The organism is Bacillus sp. FSL L8-0654 (assembly GCF_038629965.1).
Classification (GTDB): Bacteria; Bacillota; Bacilli; order Bacillales; family Bacillaceae; genus Bacillus; species Bacillus safensis.
Genome location: NZ_CP152026.1, coordinates 615,571 through 634,881, shown reverse-complemented (window position 1 = coordinate 634,881; position 19,311 = coordinate 615,571). Strand labels below are relative to the sequence as shown.

Genomic DNA, 19,311 nt, shown 5'->3' with positions numbered 1-19,311 from the left:
TCAGTGTGTTTTTATCCAAATCGAACAGGAACAAGTGATGGAATCAAATACTCCCCGACTATGCCCCAGAGCAGCGCAATAATGACAAGCTCAACCAATAAAAAGACCCAGCCCGCATACATCAAATCTCCTCGTTCGGCATCATGCTCCGACTGAATCGAGCGAAAGAGCACGACCGCAATCAACTGAAGACCGACAAACATCATCACGGATAATATGACGGTCACATATGGAATATTCAGCATGGCAAATACAAGCCAAAGGATGGATAAAACCAAAACCGGCACAAGCGCAGCACCAAACTTCATGATCACTTCTTTCAGTGATATGTTTCCTTTTAGCATGTACTTTCCGAGCAGCCAGACGGTAAGCATCATTAATGTCAACAAAATAAGTGTAAAGACCGCTACCTTCAAAAAGGCGTCGCCAAAAGAATAATGAATGCCAAAGCCTAATAAACGGGTCTTTGACGCCTTTAATTGAACATAGTTGCCTAAAGCAAAAAACACGCTGAATAACACAATCGAGATCCAGGCGTACTTCATACGCAATGTTTCCGCTTGATTGATGGCCCGGCTCGGTGATTTTAACATCGCCAGTCCATATGAACCATAACGCTTAAACGCGCCTCCTGCACCTTGCAGTATACGCTGGATAGCTGAACGCCCATCATCCGCTGACTTTGAGGTTCTTCCACGTTTTGCAGCGCTTCGGCTGAGGCGGGATTGCCTTGTTTCTTGATCTATTGATGACTCTTCATTTTTCTTTTCAGATGTCCCCTGATCTTGATCTTTCTCTAACATCTCATATCAACTCCTATCCAATCCTTACAGGATCAAGTAAATGATCTGTTCGGATGACTCCTCTTAAAGTAGCGGAGTCTCTCTATTCAGTCAAGATTCCTCGACGTTCATACGAATAGACGGATAAAAGGCAGCAGAGGTTTTAAAATGGAGAGAAAATAAGACAAAACAAAAAAGCTGACGGCCTCCATCAGCTTTTTATCAATGTTGAAATTCATGGTCAACGATATTGACTCCGCTTTCCTTGCTGGACCCGGAGATTCTCCTGATGAGCGGGGAACCGAGTCTTTTTGGTCGTATCAACCTGTGTAATATGTCCATTATGAATGGTGATGACCACTGATCCATAGTCGATCCCTTTTAAGGCAGATAAAATATAATTCAGCTTTTGTTCATCCATCGCTCATCCCCCTATTTTTGTTTTCGCTCTTTTAAATAGAGAACCTCATTTTCCAGCTCATGAATTGTATAATGCATGAGCGCTTCCTGCTTTTCTTCATGCCCCCATAAAAGGAGCTTTTGAATCAGCACCTGCTTTTTACGTTCAATCACCTGTCGAAGCCAGCGTGACAAAAGGCATCTCCTCCCCTTTTGAATGTCTGCAAGAAAAAAAGGCACCCTGAAACCTTCTATTAAAAAAGGAAATCAAAGCGCCTTTGGTGATCCAATCAGCGAATTATGTCTTTTTATCATAAACACATAATTCCTATAAGTCAACTATGTTTTGATTTTTTTAACAAAAAAACAGCAGCTTCTATGAGCTGCTGTTTCAAATGTTCAATTAATGATTTAAGAAAGCAAAATATAGAATAAAGATGACAAACAATCCGTACATAATTGGATGTACTTCTTTCGCTTTCCCTTTAAAGATCATGGTGATCGGGTAGAAAATAAAGCCAACCGCAATCCCTGTTGCAATACTGTAAGTCAGTGGCATCATAATCATCGTTAAGAAAGCTGGTACCGCAATTTCAAAACGATCCCATGCAATCTTCGCCAGCGGAGCGACCATCAGTGCACCGACAATGATTAAAGCAGGTGCTGTTACATTCGATGTAACGATGGATAAAAGTGGTGAGAAGAACATCGCCAGCAAGAAGAAAATCCCTGTGACGACAGCTGCAAAACCAGAACGCGCACCAGCAGCAACACCTGAGCTAGATTCAACATAAGATGTTGTTGTAGATGTACCAAGAATAGAACCTACAACAATAGAAGAAGAATCCGCCAGAAGTGCTCTTCCTGCACGAGGCAGCTCATTATTCTTCATTAAACCAGCCTGTGTTGCCACAGCCACAAGTGTACCAGCTGTATCAAAGAACCCAACGAATAAGAACGTTAAAATCACGACAAGCATTTGAATAGAGAAAATTTCTGGTAAGTGAATCAAGGCTTGACCAAAGGTTGGAGACAAGCTTGGAATACTTCCCACAATTTGAGATGGTACTGGCACAAGACCAAAAATCATCCCTGCAATAGCTGTCACAAGCATCCCAATGAAGACACCTGCATTCACTCGAAGTACCATTAAAATGACCGTCACAACGATACCAAACACCGTTAACAGAACCGGACCACTATGAATATTTCCAAGCGAAACGAGCGTATTATCATTATTGGCGATAATGCCAGAGCCCTGAAGACCGACAAACGTAATGAACAAACCAATACCCGCACCAACTGCCAGCTTCAGCTCAGCCGGAATGGCATTGATGATTTTTTCACGGAAACCTGTTAAAGAAAGAGCAACGAAAATCAATCCTGAAACAAACACACCTGAAAGTGCAGCTTCCCATTTGATGCCCATGCCAAGTACAACCGAAAAGGCGAAGAACGCATTCAGACCCATACCGGGTGCAATCGCAATCGGATACCTGGCGATCAATCCCATCAGAATACACCCTGCAGCAGAAGCTAACGCCGTCGCTGTAAAGACTGCCCCCTGATCAATTCGTAATTTATCTGGAAAATCCGGCACAGACACTAATGCAAGTGTGATCGGATTAACAAACAGAATGTAAGCCATCGACAAAAATGTGGTTAAACCACCGATGATCTCTCTGCGGTAATTCGTACCTAATTCATCAAACTGAAAAAACTGTTTCAAGCCAACTGACTCCCTTCATGTCCTTTTGCTTTAGCCTGCCCCATTCACTAGTCAAATAAAAAACGCCCCAACAATTTTGGGACGCTTGACTACCATATGTGAATTCAGACTGTGACATAAAACAAGAACAATGCATGATTTATATCAAACGAGTGTGAATTGACGTAGTCAAGCCATTTACGGTAGCTTGGTAGAAACTTGCGGGCCATATCCCCGCGATTATACGACTTCTATCTATTTGATTTCTGTGTCTATTGTACCAACTTCATTTTTAAAACACAATACGAAAAGCGAACATTTTTCAAAGAAATGTCCGCTTCATTCGTCTTATTACACGAATTTGGAAATTCACATGTAGTTCTTTATACACCCTTCCCCAAATCCTTCTCTTTTGCAAAAACCGCTTCGGCTACATGGAAAAACTCTTTCACTGCCGGCGAAGCTTGAGAGAGCGACGGACAGGCGAGCGCAACCTCACGATGATGAGAGACATTCAGCTGGCGAATATGCACAAGCTGCTGCGTTTTTAAAAATAACTCCGGACCTATCGTGACGCCAAGTCCTTCCCCGACCATACGGGCAATGGTCGTACAATCATGAACTTCAAATAAAACAGCCGGCTTCATTTGCGCCTCTGAAAAAATATCCTCTACATGTGATTGATACATGCCAGTCGGCATAATAAATGGTTCACCCGCCAAATCTGTTATATCCACAATGGGCTGCTGTTCATATCGATGATTTGGGTGATAGGCGACGACCATCTCATCTTTCATAAGCGGCATTAAATCAAAGGCTTCATCCGCATGACCCTTTACAACGAATCCAACATCAATGATGCCAGAATCCAGCCACTCCAATATTTCTTCATACGTTCCCTCATAGAATTTAAATTCGATTTTCGGATGTTTTTTCTGATAGCTCACAAGCAGTTTAGGCAATAAACAAGCAGAGGCACTGGCAAATGTGCCGATACGAATCAGGCCCGTTTCAATATTTTTCGTTAACGCAATTTCTTGCTGGATTTTCTCCACTCTATTTAACACTTCTCTAATATGCGGGAGAAGCGTTTGACCAATCTCCGTCAGCATAATACCTTTTTTTCGGTCACGAATGAATAAAGACACGCCCCACTCTGACTCTAAATTTGCCACTGCATGACTGACAGCTGACTGCGTCATATTTAATGCTTCAGCTGCTGCTGTAAAACTGCCAAGCTCCACAACTTTTGCGATAATATCAAAGCGAACAAAGCTCATGAGTATTTACTCATCTCCTTCATGAAAAACATCAATTTTACTTATGTTAGCACGGAATTTAAACTAAAGACAACGTATCAACATGAAGGAAGGGTTCAAAATGAAAAACACATCTCATCAGCTATTAATCATTCTTTTAGCTGTCGGTTCATTTGTCACAGGCACGTCAGAATTCGTTGTGTCAGGCATTCTAGATATCATTGCTGTTGATTTACACATCTCTATTCCTGCTGCCGGACAGCTCATCACCGTCTATTCTCTTTTTTATGCAGTGGGCGCTCTCTTTTTAGTCATGGCAACGTCGAAGCTGAACCGAAAAAAGGTTTTGTTATCAGCTATTTTTGTGTTTATTTTAGGCAATATGCTCGCCTTTTTCAGCCATCATTTTGTGCTGCTCCTGCTCTCTCGTGTCATCATGGCCATGAGCGGCGGTTTATATATTGTCGTCGCCACGAATTATGCAGCGCAGATCGCCCCGCCAGAAAAAAAGGGAAGCGCAATGGCGACTGTCATCACTGGATTCACTGTTTCACTCGTACTTGGTGTGCCGATTGGAACATTTCTATCAGGCCACGTGGATTGGCACTATATTTTTCTCATCATTGCACTAGGTACTGCTTGTCTCTTCTTGCTTCTTTATCAATTGCTGCCACGCATAGAGGGACATTCACATCTGCCATTAAAGCAGCAATTACACATTCTTCAAGACCGCAGAGTGATCAGCGGCTTAGCCACGACGGTCTTTTGGATCTTAGGCTACACGATGGTCTTTGCTTATATCTCTCCTTTATTACGACAGACCGCCGGCTTTTCAATTGAAATGACAAGCATGGCCTTGCTCGTCTTAGGCATTTCTGCTTTTATCGGCTCACGCTTTGGCGGCTTCGCCGTTGATCAATGGGGACCAAACCGAACCATCTCGATCAGCATCATGATCCAGATGTTCGCTCTCTTTGCCTTATTCTTTACGCAATTCTCTACAATTAGCGTCTTGATCACACTCGCCATTTGGGGCATCGCCACATGGACAACAACACCAGCGAAGCAATTTTATCTGATCTCCCTTAAACCCCAAGCATCAGAAACCGTGCTGAGCTTTAATACAGCGATTATGAACATCGGCATGATGCTCGGATCGTCAATGGGCGGCGTGATTATACAGTATACAAATGTCACGAATTTAAGTTGGATTGGTGGATTAGCTAGTTTTGTGGCGTTGATATTGATCAGGTATTCGTTCAATCGTCATCGACTGGTGGAACAACAGACAAAAAGCGAACATGTATAACCATGTTCGCTTTCTTATTTATCGACTAGCTTTTGAAGTTTCTTTTTTGACTGGAATGGTTACCGTTATTTCTTTTTGCGGTGCCAACAGATTCAAATCTGACAAATTAAGATAAAGCCCATAATCCTTAAATGAAAAATGGTTTAATGATAAAGTCTCTAACTCCTTATTATCAAATTCAAAGGTGGATTGCATCGAAGCTGACTTCAAATTGGTTACCTTCGCATTGTTCCCCTTCAAGTAATATCCGTTTTCATAGTCTGCTTGTGGATCGGGCCATGATTTCATCTTTTCAACATCGCCTAATCCAATGAATTCACCTATATTCTCCATCACATCCTGATCTAATTCTTTTCGATCTACTCCAGTAAATTGATAATCAACAATCACAGAACGGTCTTTTTGCTTTATCTTATTGATTTTGATTCCGATGCCATGGTGTTTTGTTTTGAACTGAACAGGCAGCTTTGTCTTGAGAGGAATGATGTGGCTGTATTCTCGTTCGATATCCACAGATGTGTCAAATGTCAATTCGGTCGCCTTTGGATTGATCGGCTGATTCAAAATCGTCAAATGTTCTTTTCTATTTTTATCAGAAGTCAGTTGTTTTTTCCTTAAAACAGTTCCAATCTCAAGCTCATACTCATTTCCTAAATTATCTTTCATCCCATGTATACTAACTTTATCATCTTTGGCAAAACCATTGTAATCAATGGCATATTGAATAGCAGAGCCATTCACTCCATTTTCTACCTTTACATTTCTTATTTGATAACGTCCATTTAAAATAAACACGTCTTTTTGTCCCGCTAGTAAGGTGGTTTTTTGCTTGACCACAGGTAATTCAAAACGCCAATTCCCTACAATATCTCCAATTTTTGAAATGACGAGTGGGGCTTTTTGACCTTGCTTAATTGTCTGTCCATTTGTATAGACTTCCATTTGTCCAACATATCGGCCATCCTTTAATTTTTTCAATTCCTGATTGTCGTAACTCGGTCGGAAATTTTCATTTATATGATCTAAGTTGCTGACGATGAATGGTACAGAATCTTCCTTTGTATTCAAATGATCGACAGTAAACGTATAAACAAGACGCCCGGCATCATAGTATACACTGTTTACTTTCACAGTAATTCCTCTTGATTCAGCCCCCTCATTGACATGTTTCACCAAATCACTCTGAAAAAGAGCCATTCCTACTTTATCGTGAAACATCATATAAAATTGCCCAATAATCGGGACACGTGCCATCGCTGTATTAAGAGAAGGAAAAAGGAAACCTGATGAAAAGTAAAGGACGATGAGAACAATGGCAGAGTATATTGGCGTTCTCCAGTTCCAATTGAACCAATGTCTTTTCTGTTCCGCTTTCACATCCCCAATGGCTTGGCGAATCGCAGAGGTCACTTCAACTGTTGGTACATCAATCTCATCATAAAGCTTTTTCATTTCTTTTCGTTCCATCGACACTCTCCTCCTTCTCCAATGTTTGCTTTAATAACTTTCTTGCTCGATACAAATGAGTTTTAACCGTTCCTTCAGGCACACCCATCTGCTCAGAAATCATCGAAATTGAATAATCTTGAAAATAAAATAGCTGAATCACGAGCTGATATTGCTCATCTAACACTTCAAGTGCATGTTTTAAATCGAGCTTGTCTTCTAAAAAATCATGTCGCTCAACGCTCTCATGATGCTGTTCAAACGGAACAACATCTTGCTGTTTTTTCTTCATCGCAAAAATTGTATGAATCAAAATTCTCGTCAGCCAGCTAGAAAAATAAGCCGGTTCTTTCAAACCAGATAGATGCTTAAACGCTTTAAATACCGTCTCTTGAACAGCATCTAACGAATCCTCTTTATTTCTTGTGTAGAGAAAAGCCGTTTTATATAAACGCTCCTGATACATCAGCATTAATTTCTCAAATGCCGGGACATTCCCTTTTTGTGCTTTTTTAATTAGACGCACTTGCTTCATCTCACTACACCTCCTACACCTGTTAGAGCAAGCTTTCTCTCAAACGGTTTCAACAAATGGAAATTTCTTTTACTTAGCATATGTCGGATAAAAATAGAGAAAGTGAAGAACGAGCCGCAAAGATTTTGTCGAACATTTGATATAATGGAAGAAATATGTACAAAAAGGAGTAAGTCTATTGTTTCTATTTGAAGAACCCGCGTGTGCTAGCTGTCAGAAAAAGATAGAAGGAAACGAAGAAGTGTACGTCAAGCTGATCTATCCAAAGAGAAAAGGAATGACAGAGGTGAAGGCTTGGCTGAGGAATGAAGGGGTTTTTTATTGTAAGGCATGTACAGAACAAAAGACATCTCATGGAGGATAACCAAATGAACAAAATCAACTTTCCACAAACATTTCCAACAATACATACCGAAAGACTAATCTTAAAACAAGCGACGACCGAAGACGCTGAGGATATGCATATCTATTTATCCAATGAAACCGTGTGCTGCTACATGGGAATCGATGCTCATGAAACGATTGAAGACACACAAGGAGAAATCAAGTGGTATCACGACATCTTCAAAGAACAAACAGGGATCCGCTGGGGCATTTCTCTAAAAGACAATCCAGCCATCATCGGCAGCTGCGGATTTCTCAATTTAGAAAAACAGCACCTCCGCACCGAAATTGGCTATGAATTACACCACGATCATTGGAGAAAAGGCATCATGAGCGAGGCGATTGCTGCGGTGCTACGATATGGATTTCAGGAAATGAATCTGAATCGGATTGAAGCGATTATTGATCCAGAAAATACATCTTCCGTTCAATTATTGGAGAAATTTGATTTTGTAAGAGAGGGTTTATTGCGGGAGTATGATCTTGGTCAGAATGGGTTTGATGATGTGTTTATGTATTCGATTTTGAAGAGGGATTTCAAATAAACTGAATGATATTTAAACAGAAGCGTTAAAGTGAACGATTTAAAATTGCACAATTACCCAGTAAGAAACCTCTAGTCAAATTAATGACTAGAAATTTCTTTGCATGGTAACCTTTCTAATTTACTTACAATTCCAGCAATATTCAACACCCTTTCTATAATTATTGTATCAGTAATAGTAAAAATTTTTGGACAAAATGCAGATCCACACTTAAGTAATCAATAATTTTAAATTCTTTGATAGAATTTAATAGTTTACACTATTTCACTTACTTTTCTTTTCTAGGTACAAAATTCAAATAAAAATAGCCTATTCTTTAATCTGTTTTAGTTGCAATAATTCATATTCCAAAAAATAACTTTTGTCCATTTTCAATTTCACTGATTAATTTAGATTTTTCATTTTTAAAATCTATTTTAGTGACATTATTTTTACGTTTACTTGTTTCGCTTTCAATTTTATTTAATAAAAATTCATCGTTACAAATATCTTTTATACCTACCTCTCGAATTGCAAGCGGTCTTCCATCATTAATTACAAAAATCTTTATTTGATTTATTTTAGATAACTCATTAAAAGCATCATCTCTTGAACTGAAATATGATAAAAATATCTCTTCCTTATTACTATTATCTATAAAAAAAGATTGTTCTATTAATCTTACATGGTAAATATCCCAAACTGTATTTAAAATGCGCTCAACAGTTTTTTTAGAGTACCCTTTTATTTTCTGAAAAGTTTTTTCAATAGATTTATCAGATTCTAAATAAAAATTGATAAGTACAGTCTCCAATTCTAAATAAACATTCAATACATCTAATGAATACTGCAATATAACTTCTAGTTTATTTTTGATTTTCTTATCTTGTTTCACCAAAAATGCTTTAAGTAACAAGCAACATAATGCGGTGTATTTAACATCTTGCTGATTTCTGCACTCAAGTAAACTATAATAGATTTCTTTAGCCCAGCTATAGTCAGCTTCAGATAACAAAAACATATCTGGTTCGTTTATATCAAACTTTATATTTGAAAATTTAACGTATGAAAGAATAATTTCGCTCCAAATATTCTTATCAACACCACTTATATTGGACATTGAGCGTTCCATTAATGCAGTAGTAATATTATAATTGAATTGATTATTTTTAAAAAAATTTAGATAATCGAGAAATTCCTTCTTCTGAATATTTAGTCTATAATCATTTAATAACCTGTTTAAATACGTCAAAATATTCAAATCAAAATGTACAACTTTACCAACTTTTAATTCTCGGTAATCCTCTCCAATATATTTACTATCAAGAATCCACATTTTTGTATAGTCAGTAGGACCAAATATTTTATATCCGTTAATTTCCCTATTTTTAAAACTTTCATTAATATTTGAATATTTTTCATCGAATAAAAATATTTTTATATTATCTGATTTACTAAAAAATTTTTCGAATATGATATTCTTTTCAATTGTATTATCTGCTTTAATTATGAGATCAATAATAATTTTAAGTTGTTCATTCATTGTATTCCCTCACACCTGATTTTCTTTCAATATCCCTCAACCTACATTTATCTAATTAAATATTTTTTGCAGTTCTGCTGAAACTGTAATTAAATCATTATCACGGATATTTTTTTAACATCGTTTGAAGTATGTATTCCTTTGAATATAAATTGATTATTCTTACTAGGTAGATTTATTTCAATTCATTTTATATTGGGAATAATCACTATAATTAATTGTATCAAATGAAAGCAATGCCTGCTACTATTAAGACTCATAATTTTGTTTATAAGTTGGTGAAACTGACTTAGAGGGCTTCTCCATGAGAATAACTAAAAAAATTTATTTCACAGCATTTGATTCACGATACGAATTGAGTTTTCTAAGCACATTCCAAAAAAATTCTAGGCCAATCACTCGTCTTGCCATTAATCAAAGTGATAGCACCGATACCAATTGTTTAGTCGTATATTCTAGCGTCATCCATGGCATCTTTGTTGCGGATGTCTGGGAGAACCTTAAAATATTGTCAGATGTCTCACTCAAAGCCCAAGATGGCAATTTCTTCGAGTAGAATTAAATCTTATTCTCGGATGATTTCTAGATTTTCTTCAGAAACTCCACCCAGTACACGGATACCCAGTCCTGAACCTAGGACTAAAAGGTCCATTCTAAAATTGCAACACAGCACAAAAAGTCAAGTTTCCTAAAGATCATTTCCGCTATACTAAACTCGTAAGGCAAGGAGGTGCTCGGTTGTCCTATCAAGAACATGAGAAAACGATTCAAGAAACATTAAATTATATTGAACAGCATCTGAAAGATGATTTACCGCTTCAAACTCTAGCGAAACACGCTGGTTATTCTAGGTTTCACTTTCACCGTATATTCAAAAAAGTGATTAAGAAGTCAGTTGTTGATTATATACGGGAACGTCGAATGACCCAAGCGGCGAAGGATTTAATTCATACGAACCAAAGGGCGATCGATATCGCATTGCAGTATCGATTTAGTTCACAGGAATCCTTCACTAGAGCCTTTAAGAAGATATATGATATGTCACCCGCACGTTATCGGAGATTACTAAGGAATGTCATTGATAAGGAGGAAACAAATATGGCTGAAAATAAGAACACACCTACTGGCTGGATTATGACGGGAGAAACACCATCTGATTATGAAACAGGTCTGGATGACAGAATTGTACACAGTGGTACTACCTCAGCTTACCTGAAATCCAAGGATGAAAAAGCACGAGGATTCGCGACCTTGATGCAGCAAATTAAGTCTGATCGTTACCGTGGAGAACGCCTTCAATTTTCTGCTTTTGTCAAAAGCGAAGAGGTGAAAGGTTCAGCTGGTTTATGGATGAGGATTGACCATTCTTCAGGTGAAGTTCTTGCGTTTGACAACATGATGAACCGCCCCATTACAGGAACAAACGGCTGGAATCATTTTAGTGTAGTATTGGATGTTCCAGTCAAAAGTGAAGTCATTGCGTTTGGCATATTACTACATGGTCAAGGTCACATTTGGATGGACGAACTTAGTTTTAAAATTGTAGATGAAAGCGTGCCAGTGACAGAACAAAATACTGTGGATCATCTAGAGGATGAACCAGTGAATTTAAATTTTGAAGGCTAGCAGACTGAATTTAAGAGGAGGTTCATTGCCATGAAAAAAATTGGTGCGATTTTATTGTTCGCTATGAATTCACTCACCTTTATTTGTGGCCTTGGAATTTTATTTGGTGAAGAGGATTAAAGATAAGCACCCATAGAACAAAAAAAATCAATTAAAAAAGATATCCCTATCACTATCTCTTTTTTATAGACTTGGTATAATAGAAAAAATCAGAAAAATGAGAATGCGATGATAAGGAATAGTACTTGCCGAAATGTTTTCAGAAAGTTGCTGGTTGATGAGAAGCAATAACAAAAAGGCAGGGAACTCACCTTAGAGTAGCCTTAGTGAAATGAAAAGTATCAATGTAGTTAAGGACGGCCCCCCCCACCGTTATATGGGAAGGATACAGATCAAACAATCTGTATCCGAATAAGGGCATGATAATGTATGGTTATCATGAAACAGGGGTGGTACCGCGTAAGAAGAAGTCTTTCGTCTCCAAGTTAAATCTTGGGGATGAAAGGCTTTTTTTATATTCTATTTTCTAGGAGGAATCGATGATGTTTAACCACAAAAAATACGAAAAGAAATACTTTTTGCCACCGAACCTTACGTATGATTGGGTGAAGAAAGAAACATTAGAAAGTGCTCCGATATGGTGCAGTGTGGACTTACGGGATGGAAATCAAGCATTACCTATTCCTATGAACTTAGAAGAAAAATTGGAAATGTTTCAGTTATTAGTAGAGATAGGTTTTAAAGAAATTGAGATCGCATTTCCAGCTGCTTCTGATACGGAGTTTAGGCTGTTACGGACACTGATTGATCATCATATGATTCCAGACGATGTCACGATTATGGTGATCACACAAGCGAGAGAGCATATTATCCGCCGAACCTTCGAAGCCATTAAGGGAGTACCGAAAGCGATTGTTCATTTATATAATTCGACTTCAGAAGCGCAGCGCAGACAAGTATTTAAGAAAACAAAAGATGAAATTAAACAAATTGCCATTGATGGAGCTATTTTAGTAAAAGAACTTGCCGAAAAAACAAATAGTAATATTTATTTTCAATATAGTCCTGAAAGCTTTCCAGGAACAGAAGTTGATTATGCGTTAGATATTTGTAATAGTGTTTTAGATATTTGGAAACCGACACCAAATCATAAAGCGATCATCAATATTCCGACCACAGTTGAATATTCAATGCCTCATATTTTTGCAAGTCAGATTGAGTATATACACAAAAATCTATCTTATCGAGACAGTGTGACATTATCTGTTCATCCTCATAATGACCGCGGCTCTGGGGTGAGTGATGCAGAATTTGGTGTTCTAGCTGGCGCAGAAAGAGTCGAAGGTACATTATTTGGTATCGGTGAACGTACAGGGAACGTAGACTTGATTACCTTGGCGATGAATATGTATTCACAAGGCTATGATCCAAAATTGAATTTCAATAACCTAGAAGCTATTCGTAAAAAATATGAAAAACTAACAAAAACCACTGTTCATGAGAGACAGCCATATTCTGGGGAGATGGTTTTCACCGCATTCTCCGGGTCACATCAAGATGCGATATCTAAAGGTATGAAATATAGAAAGGAAAATCATGTTGATAAATGGGACGTTCCGTATATTCCAGTAGATCCAGTTGACTTGGGGAGGAATTATCAAACGGATGTGATTCGAATCAACAGCCAGTCTGGAAAAGGCGGCATAGGCTATATACTAGAAACAAATTATGGCATTCAACTTCCTTATCAAATGAATGAAGCCATGGGATATGCAGCGAAGAAAGTATCTGATCAGACAAATAGGGATTTGTCTATCGAAGAAATATATCATGTTTTAAAAGAACAGTATGTTGATTTTCACCCTCATTTCAAGCTGCTTGATTATCAATTTCATAAAGGAGAGAAGCAGGAAGTTACCTTAACTTTGCTGAGAGATGATCAACAAATTAAAATACAAGGAACTGGCACTGGAAGTTTAGATGCAATCAGTAATGCGTTAAAAGCATATTTTCATCTCGAATATGTTTTAGAAGTCTATGAACAGAATTCTTTAGGAAAGGATTCCCAAGCACAAGCCTGTGCACAGATTGGAATTTCATATCAAGGAAAAATGCATTGGGGTGCTGGAATTGATAAAGATATTATAGAAGCAACAGTGAAAGCCCTGATGGTTGCAGTAAATAAACTAGAGGTTTGGATGTAGATGGAAAAAGATAAACTTGAAAAACATGAAGTGATGCAATATTTAAGAGAATATAACGAGCAAGAAATCTTTTATCTACAATACCAACAGAAAAAGCAGGACTATCAATCATTGCAATTATTTTTGAAGGATTATGATAAACACAATTTAATGCATAAGCAAATATATATAGAAGAATTTTTGCAAAATGGGCAGAACGAATTTGAAAAGGAAGATACCATGTGGTTAGGTCAGGAGAAAGATATCGAAGTGAGAAAGTATAGCCGTTTTATGCCTCAATTGTCGGCTATCCATGATTTCTTTGAGATGATCTATGTTCTGGAAAATGAGATGTGTTTAGAAGTGGAAGATAAAAAAATGACTTTAAAATCAGGAGATATTGCCTTTATTCCACCTGACACCCTACACAAGCCAATTGTAATGGAGAATACAATCGCCATGCAAATCATGATCCGTAAGAGTACTTTTCAAAAAGTGTTTTTTAAAATGTTAAAAGGAAATAATGTCATTTCAGAGTTCTTTTTGAATGCATTGTATATAAAAGAAAATAAAAATATTCTTATTTTCCATAGTCACTTGGATAAACATTTGCTAGACTGCTCTCTTCAACTATTTACAGAAAATTATAATCGGTTTCCTAGTTACCAGTTGATTATGAATAATTTGTTTGAGATATTATTATGTCTTTTATTAAGGTTCAAACCAAGTCATATGAACGTAAATCAGGTCAAACAATATCGTGAAATACGTATTATTCAAATGCTCCAATATATTCAGCAATGTTGTGAGCATATAACAATCCAGGAGATGGCAGAGGAATTTAACCTTTCACAGTCTTACCTGTCAAAATATATATCTCGTAAGCTTGGCAAATCATTTCGTGAGATTCGACAAGAAATAAGATTGGAAAAAGCCTGCGAAATGCTCACTGGCAGCAATTCACAAGTAGATCATATTGCGGCAGCCGTTGGTTATCAAAATGTAGAGCATTTCATTCGTTTATTTAAGAAAAAGTATCACGTAACACCACATCAATATCGTTTAAATAATAAAGTCTAGCAAACATCAATCAATACAAATAAAAAGGAGAAATCATCATGTCAATCAAACAAGTAAAAGATTATTTTAAACAATATGATATGGATACTCGAATTCAAGAATTTTCAGTATCTAGTGCAACTGTAGACTTGGCTGCTTCTGCATTGGGCTGCGAACCTGAAAGAATCGCAAAAACACTCTCCTTTCTAGTAAATGGACAAGCTATTTTAATTGTGACCTCTGGCGATGCAAAAGTTGATAACAAAAAATTCAAGGAATATTTTAAAACAAAAGCTAAAATGCTTTCTCCTCATGAGGTCGTTGACTTGGTCGGTCATGAAATTGGCGGAGTATGTCCTTTTGCTATAAAGAATGGCGTTTCTGTTTATTTAGATATTTCACTCAAACGTTTTGAGACAGTCTATCCAGCCTGCGGGAGCAGTAACAGTGCTATTGAACTCACAATAAAACAATTAGAAAAACACTCCGGTTATTCACAATGGATTGATGTGTGTAAGGGATGGAATGATTCATTAACACATGAAGACGGAAGGGAAAAGTGCAGTTAATAATAAAAAAGAGCTAGAAACCCTTGATACACAAAGGTTTTTAGCTCTTTTACAATTATTCCCACTCAATCGTAGCAGGCGGCTTACTCGTAATATCATACACCACGCGGTTAATATGCTTCACTTCATTGACGATACGAGTTGAGATCTTTTCAAGCACGTCCCAAGGGATTCTTGCCCAGTCACTCGTCATACCATCAATAGAAGTAACAGCACGGATACCGATTGTGTAGTCGTATGTTCTTGCGTCACCCATGACACCTACGCTGCGGATGTCTGGGAGAACCGTGAAGTATTGCCAGATGTCGCGCTCAAGGCCGAAGTTGGCAATTTCTTCGCGTAGAATCGCATCAGATTCACGGACGATTTCTAGTTTTTCTTCAGAAATTTCACCTAGTACACGGATACCTAGTCCTGGACCTGGGAATGGCTGTCTCCAGACAATGTCATCAGGAATGCCAAGCTCTGAACCTAGGGCACGAACTTCATCCTTGAATAGCGTATTGAGTGGCTCAATCAATTCGAACTGCATGTCTTCTGGAAGACCGCCTACGTTGTGGTGAGATTTGATTGTTTGCGCCGTTGCTGTTCCGCTCTCAATGATGTCTGTGTAAAGTGTTCCTTGTGCTAAGTAGTCGATTCCTTTTAGCTTGTCCGCTTCATCATCGAATACATAAATGAATTCGTTACCGATGATTTTACGTTTTTGCTCAGGATCAGACACACCTTTTAGCTTGTTTAAGAAACGATCTTTCGCATCTACTTTAATCACGTTCATGTTGAAACCTTCGCTAAATGTTTTCATAACCCCTTCTGCTTCGCCTTTGCGAAGAAGACCGTGGTCAACGAAAATACATGTCAGCTGATCGCCGATGGCTTTGTGGATCAATACCGCCACAACAGATGAATCCACACCGCCGCTTAGTGCACACAATACTTGCTTGTCGCCTACTGTTTCACGGATTTTCTGCATTTCGATTTCAATGAAGTTCTCCATTGACCATTTGCCATCACAATCACACACGCCGAAGACAAAGTTTTTCAATAGGTCATTTCCGTACTCAGAGTGACGAACCTCTGGATGGAATTGAACGCCATAGAAATTCTTCTCAGCTAAGCTCATGGCTGAGTTTGGACAATGTGCACTTGTTGCATCGACTGTAAAGCCTTCTGGTACTTCAACAACGAGGTCACCATGGCTCATCCAAACGACTTGATCAGTTGGAAGGTCTTTGAATAAAGCAGGTGTTCCGTTAATATGGATATCTGCTTTTCCATATTCACGTTGGCTGGCCGCTTCTACTTTCCCGCCTAAATAGTGAGTCATGAGCTGCATGCCGTAGCAAATGCCTAGAACCGGAATGTCTAGATCAAAGATCTTTTCATCACAGCGGAAAGATCCTTCATCATAAACACTGTTTGGTCCACCAGAAAGGATGATTCCTTTAGGTGCCATTTCTTTAATTTCTTCAGCAGTTAAAGTGTGCGGATGAAGCTCACTGTACACACCAAATTCACGAATACGGCGTGTGATCAGCTGATTGTACTGACTGCCGAAATCGAGAACCAAAATCATTTCATTTACTAAATTTGTCATGGTGTCACCTCTATGTCCAATATAGTTTTTTATAAACGCACAGAAAAAATGAGAGGAGAAAACCTGCTCTCAGTGTGAATCACGCTTTTGAAGCGCCCAGACTCACATCCGAACGCTTCAATTTCATGTATTTTAGAAGGTTTTAATATTCACCTATTCTAACAACAGGAAGGTACGCGGTCAAGACTATCTCCTGTTTATTAAATTTTCCCATAACTTTGCCGATTGCTGCCAAAGCGCCGAGGCATCCTCTCGCCGGTAGAGCGCACGTTCATAAAACTGCGTCAGCTCTGACATATGATGGTCTCCATTCTTCTCATCAATCAACGAAGCGAATTCTCTTAGCGTCATACCTGGCTTTTTCTCGATTCCTCTGCGCCCTAGCTGCTTTAATAGAGCTGCATACGCATAGAAGAATGCTTCATCCTCTGGCAGACGTTTCACCTTTCTTACAATAAAGAATGGCAGCCATCTTGTTCTAAATCGATAAAGCATCCAGCTGATGAATCCAAGCAGGACAATAGCTCCTGCCGCATAACCTATAACCCAACCAACATGCACCATATTTGGCTTTGCCTGCGCTGTTTGTTCCTTTGGTTGTGCCGGCTGCTCTGTCTCCTGCCGAGGCTGGTCTTGCTGCTTTTCTTCACTTGCATCAGAACTAGACTGATCTTTTTCTTCCTTTTGATCATCCGTTTGATCGCTTGAAACAGCTTCATTCGTAAATGTCTCTGGGTTTGTAAATCCTTTTGTCGGTTCAAAGGTGACCCAGCCTCTGTTTGGAAAATAAACCTCTACCCATGAATGCGCATTGTTATTGGTCACTTCATACACATTGTTTCCATCCATTTGTGTTTCATATAACTGGCCAGACGTATACCCTTTCACCCATCTCGCCGGAATTCCGATCGAACGAAGCATCACAATCATAGAGGTTGAAAAATTATCACAATAGCCGATCATCGTATCAAATAAAAATTGATCCACATAATCTTCATTACGACCAGGCACAGCGACATTCTGCGTTTCATATGAAAACTTCGCAGATCCTAAATAATCCTCGATTGCTTTGGCTTTATCATACATATTGTCCTTCGTTTCCGTTAAGCTGTTTGCCAAAGTTTTCACACGCTCTGGGAGTGAGGATGGAAGCTGCAAGTATTCACGGCCTACCTGCTGATTCACCTGCTTCTTTGTCGGTACTTTGATTCTCTGTAAATCCTCCAGGATAAATGTAGGGGATAAAAAGCTGACTTGATAGTTCCCTAAATTTTTAGGTGGGTTTTGCATAGACGGGACAATTTTCTCCGTTTTGCCCATGATTTGCAGCGGAATATTTTCCATTGGTGTCAGCGTAATCGTACCAATCGGATAGACGGCATGATTAAATCGATAGTTCGATTCCATATCGACTCTCGTTTCATGTACCTCTGTTTTCACTCGCTCAGTAAACCACCGATTCGGCACAGTGTCGTCCTTTAACCGAGTAGACTTCGTATCATTTGAAGCATCCTCCCAGCCCTTTCCTGTGTAAATACTTTTTGTTTCTACACGAAAGTAAGACGGCTCCTTTCCGCTCCATTTAAAGACAGGTGTGCGGTCCTCACTAAATGGTCCGCCAAGCGCCGAATCATCTGCACTATATCCCACTTTATTCTGCCCGGCTGTCCCATCTTGATTCGTCACTGCCTTAAAAAACGGGACAGGATCAGGCCATTTCGGATCAGACTTTGGCAAAGAAGCGCCGAGTGACGCTGATAGAAGGACAAGCACCAGCATGGGCAAAAACCACTTTAGGCGCGCTTTCTGTGACACCCGAACGCCCTCAGCCGAACGCAGTCGATCAAAATACAGCAATCCAAGCAAACAAAATCCAAATACCATAATACGAACGATCGCAAAGGTCGCATCATATGGCGTAAACGTATCAAGAATCGTGACATACACAATCGTCATCAGTAAAAAGAAAAAGATACGCTGCTGATAGACCACCCAATAATGAAGCAAATAGACAAGCAGCCACAGCAAAATATAAAACAACAATGTGCGGAAAGACGGATACATGTCACTCCACATGCCCATGCTCATTAACGTGATATTATCCTTGATATCAGCAAACAAAGCAGCCGGATAACCTGGCGCTGATTGATAAAAGATCAAATATAAGGCGAGCAAAATCAGTCCAGCACAAATAGGAAACGTCACATACCACTTCAGACGAAAGAACGTAAACAAACACGTAAGCCCGATAAAAATGATGAAATAAGACGTATGGCTCGTCTCTGTAAAATCCTGAAGTGGACGAAGCCACTCCCATAGTAGCAGAAAAGCTACAGCATAATAGATGAACAATTCAAAACGGCTTTGCCGCAGATGCGTATGCAGCAT

17 protein-coding genes, 1 pseudogene, 1 riboswitch and 1 other annotated feature are annotated in these 19,311 nt (G+C 38.8%); of the genes and pseudogenes, 7 read left to right on the top strand and 11 right to left on the bottom strand.

Features of this window, described 5'->3' with window-relative positions; all coding sequences use genetic code 11:
• Positions 1 to 11: 11 nt before the first annotated feature.
• From MHH65_RS03165 to MHH65_RS03145, 5 genes are all read right to left on the bottom strand, one after another.
• The gene (locus MHH65_RS03165; RefSeq protein WP_098676691.1) at positions 12 to 803 is read right to left on the bottom strand and encodes a hypothetical protein; all 792 of its coding nucleotides are present in this window, start codon (positions 801 to 803) and stop codon (positions 12 to 14) included.
• A gap of 220 nt (positions 804 to 1,023) precedes the next feature.
• A complete protein-coding gene (locus MHH65_RS03160) occupies positions 1,024 to 1,203 on the bottom strand; it encodes a YezD family protein (protein WP_024424503.1) in 180 nt (59 codons plus the stop codon).
• A gap of 11 nt (positions 1,204 to 1,214) precedes the next feature.
• Positions 1,215 to 1,376, bottom strand: a complete 162-nt coding sequence (locus MHH65_RS03155) for a hypothetical protein (protein ID WP_166644707.1) — start codon at positions 1,374 to 1,376, stop codon at positions 1,215 to 1,217.
• Between the two features lie 208 nt (positions 1,377 to 1,584).
• The gene (locus tag MHH65_RS03150) at positions 1,585 to 2,910 is read right to left on the bottom strand and encodes an NCS2 family permease (RefSeq protein ID WP_024424502.1); all 1,326 of its coding nucleotides are present in this window, start codon (positions 2,908 to 2,910) and stop codon (positions 1,585 to 1,587) included.
• Between the two features lie 145 nt (positions 2,911 to 3,055).
• Positions 3,056 to 3,157, bottom strand: a riboswitch (purine riboswitch).
• A 115-nt stretch (positions 3,158 to 3,272) separates the two neighbouring features.
• The gene (locus MHH65_RS03145) at positions 3,273 to 4,169 is read right to left on the bottom strand and encodes a LysR family transcriptional regulator (RefSeq protein ID WP_024426705.1); all 897 of its coding nucleotides are present in this window, start codon (positions 4,167 to 4,169) and stop codon (positions 3,273 to 3,275) included.
• A 100-nt stretch (positions 4,170 to 4,269) separates the two neighbouring features.
• Here MHH65_RS03145 and MHH65_RS03140 point away from each other — a divergent pair, with 100 nt between their 5' ends.
• Entirely contained in the window at positions 4,270 to 5,457 is a 1,188-nt protein-coding gene (locus MHH65_RS03140; protein WP_335350998.1) for an MFS transporter, read from the top strand.
• Positions 5,458 to 5,475: 18 nt separating this feature from the next.
• Here MHH65_RS03140 and MHH65_RS03135 read toward each other — a convergent pair whose 3' ends face one another.
• A complete protein-coding gene (locus MHH65_RS03135) occupies positions 5,476 to 6,924 on the bottom strand; it encodes a DUF4179 domain-containing protein (protein ID WP_327827367.1) in 1,449 nt (482 codons plus the stop codon).
• Positions 6,893 to 7,438, bottom strand: a complete 546-nt coding sequence (locus tag MHH65_RS03130; protein WP_327827368.1) for a sigma-70 family RNA polymerase sigma factor — start codon at positions 7,436 to 7,438, stop codon at positions 6,893 to 6,895. Before MHH65_RS03130 ends, MHH65_RS03135 begins: the two co-directional genes overlap by 32 nt.
• A gap of 178 nt (positions 7,439 to 7,616) precedes the next feature.
• Between MHH65_RS03130 and MHH65_RS03125 the strand changes: the two genes are divergently transcribed.
• Positions 7,617 to 7,802 carry a hypothetical protein gene (locus MHH65_RS03125; RefSeq protein WP_046314157.1) on the top strand — a complete coding sequence of 62 codons (186 nt, stop codon included), beginning with the start codon at positions 7,617 to 7,619 and terminating at the stop codon, positions 7,800 to 7,802.
• Between the two features lie 4 nt (positions 7,803 to 7,806).
• A complete protein-coding gene (locus MHH65_RS03120) occupies positions 7,807 to 8,367 on the top strand; it encodes a GNAT family protein (protein WP_327827370.1) in 561 nt (186 codons plus the stop codon).
• Between the two features lie 340 nt (positions 8,368 to 8,707).
• On the opposite strand, the gene MHH65_RS03115 is transcribed toward MHH65_RS03120, so the two are convergent.
• Together MHH65_RS03115 and MHH65_RS03110 are read right to left on the bottom strand one after the other, a co-directional pair.
• Complete coding sequence (locus tag MHH65_RS03115; RefSeq protein ID WP_327827371.1) at positions 8,708 to 9,889, bottom strand: hypothetical protein; 1,182 nt, start codon at positions 9,887 to 9,889, stop codon at positions 8,708 to 8,710.
• Between the two features lie 324 nt (positions 9,890 to 10,213).
• A pseudogene (locus MHH65_RS03110) lies at positions 10,214 to 10,523 on the bottom strand (GMP synthase (glutamine-hydrolyzing)); the annotation flags it as partial.
• 104 nt (positions 10,524 to 10,627) lie between these two features.
• Between MHH65_RS03110 and MHH65_RS03105 the strand changes: the two are divergent.
• The 4 genes from MHH65_RS03105 to MHH65_RS03090 all read left to right on the top strand — a co-directional run bounded on the left by MHH65_RS03105 (position 10,628) and on the right by MHH65_RS03090 (position 15,326).
• A complete protein-coding gene (locus MHH65_RS03105; RefSeq protein WP_335350870.1) occupies positions 10,628 to 11,515 on the top strand; it encodes an AraC family transcriptional regulator in 888 nt (295 codons plus the stop codon).
• Positions 11,516 to 11,734: 219 nt separating this feature from the next.
• Positions 11,735 to 12,000: a binding site (T-box leader), on the top strand.
• Positions 12,001 to 12,057: 57 nt separating this feature from the next.
• Complete coding sequence (locus tag MHH65_RS03100) at positions 12,058 to 13,719, top strand: 2-isopropylmalate synthase (RefSeq protein ID WP_335350871.1); 1,662 nt, start codon at positions 12,058 to 12,060, stop codon at positions 13,717 to 13,719.
• Positions 13,720 to 14,778, top strand: a complete 1,059-nt coding sequence (locus tag MHH65_RS03095; RefSeq protein ID WP_098676699.1) for an AraC family transcriptional regulator — start codon at positions 13,720 to 13,722, stop codon at positions 14,776 to 14,778. It abuts the gene before it with no gap.
• A 38-nt stretch (positions 14,779 to 14,816) separates the two neighbouring features.
• Entirely contained in the window at positions 14,817 to 15,326 is a 510-nt protein-coding gene (locus tag MHH65_RS03090; RefSeq protein WP_065215072.1) for a YbaK/EbsC family protein, read from the top strand.
• Positions 15,327 to 15,381: 55 nt separating this feature from the next.
• Here the strand turns inward: MHH65_RS03090 and guaA are convergent, their stop codons facing one another.
• Positions 15,382 to 16,923 carry a glutamine-hydrolyzing GMP synthase gene (gene guaA, locus MHH65_RS03085; protein ID WP_024424487.1) on the bottom strand — a complete coding sequence of 514 codons (1,542 nt, stop codon included), beginning with the start codon at positions 16,921 to 16,923 and terminating at the stop codon, positions 15,382 to 15,384.
• A 186-nt stretch (positions 16,924 to 17,109) separates the two neighbouring features.
• Positions 17,110 to 19,311, bottom strand: a complete 2,202-nt coding sequence (locus MHH65_RS03080) for a transglutaminase domain-containing protein (protein WP_335350873.1) — start codon at positions 19,309 to 19,311, stop codon at positions 17,110 to 17,112.

Coding starts and splice junctions, on each gene's coding strand:
- MHH65_RS03165 (WP_098676691.1), bottom strand. CDS start 803: ATGTTAGAGAAAGATCAAGATCAGGGGACATCTGAAAAGAAAAATGAA.
- MHH65_RS03160 (WP_024424503.1), bottom strand. CDS start 1,203: ATGGATGAACAAAAGCTGAATTATATTTTATCTGCCTTAAAAGGGATC.
- MHH65_RS03145 (WP_024426705.1), bottom strand. CDS start 4,169: ATGAGCTTTGTTCGCTTTGATATTATCGCAAAAGTTGTGGAGCTTGGC.
- MHH65_RS03140 (WP_335350998.1), top strand. CDS start 4,270: ATGAAAAACACATCTCATCAGCTATTAATCATTCTTTTAGCTGTCGGT.
- MHH65_RS03135 (WP_327827367.1), bottom strand. CDS start 6,924: ATGGAACGAAAAGAAATGAAAAAGCTTTATGATGAGATTGATGTACCA.
- MHH65_RS03130 (WP_327827368.1), bottom strand. CDS start 7,438: ATGAAGCAAGTGCGTCTAATTAAAAAAGCACAAAAAGGGAATGTCCCG.
- MHH65_RS03120 (WP_327827370.1), top strand. CDS start 7,807: ATGAACAAAATCAACTTTCCACAAACATTTCCAACAATACATACCGAA.
- MHH65_RS03115 (WP_327827371.1), bottom strand. CDS start 9,889: ATGAATGAACAACTTAAAATTATTATTGATCTCATAATTAAAGCAGAT.
- MHH65_RS03100 (WP_335350871.1), top strand. CDS start 12,058: ATGTTTAACCACAAAAAATACGAAAAGAAATACTTTTTGCCACCGAAC.
- MHH65_RS03095 (WP_098676699.1), top strand. CDS start 13,720: ATGGAAAAAGATAAACTTGAAAAACATGAAGTGATGCAATATTTAAGA.
- MHH65_RS03090 (WP_065215072.1), top strand. CDS start 14,817: ATGTCAATCAAACAAGTAAAAGATTATTTTAAACAATATGATATGGAT.
- guaA (WP_024424487.1), bottom strand. CDS start 16,923: ATGACAAATTTAGTAAATGAAATGATTTTGGTTCTCGATTTCGGCAGT.
- MHH65_RS03080 (WP_335350873.1), bottom strand. CDS start 19,311: ATGCTGCATACGCATCTGCGGCAAAGCCGTTTTGAATTGTTCATCTAT.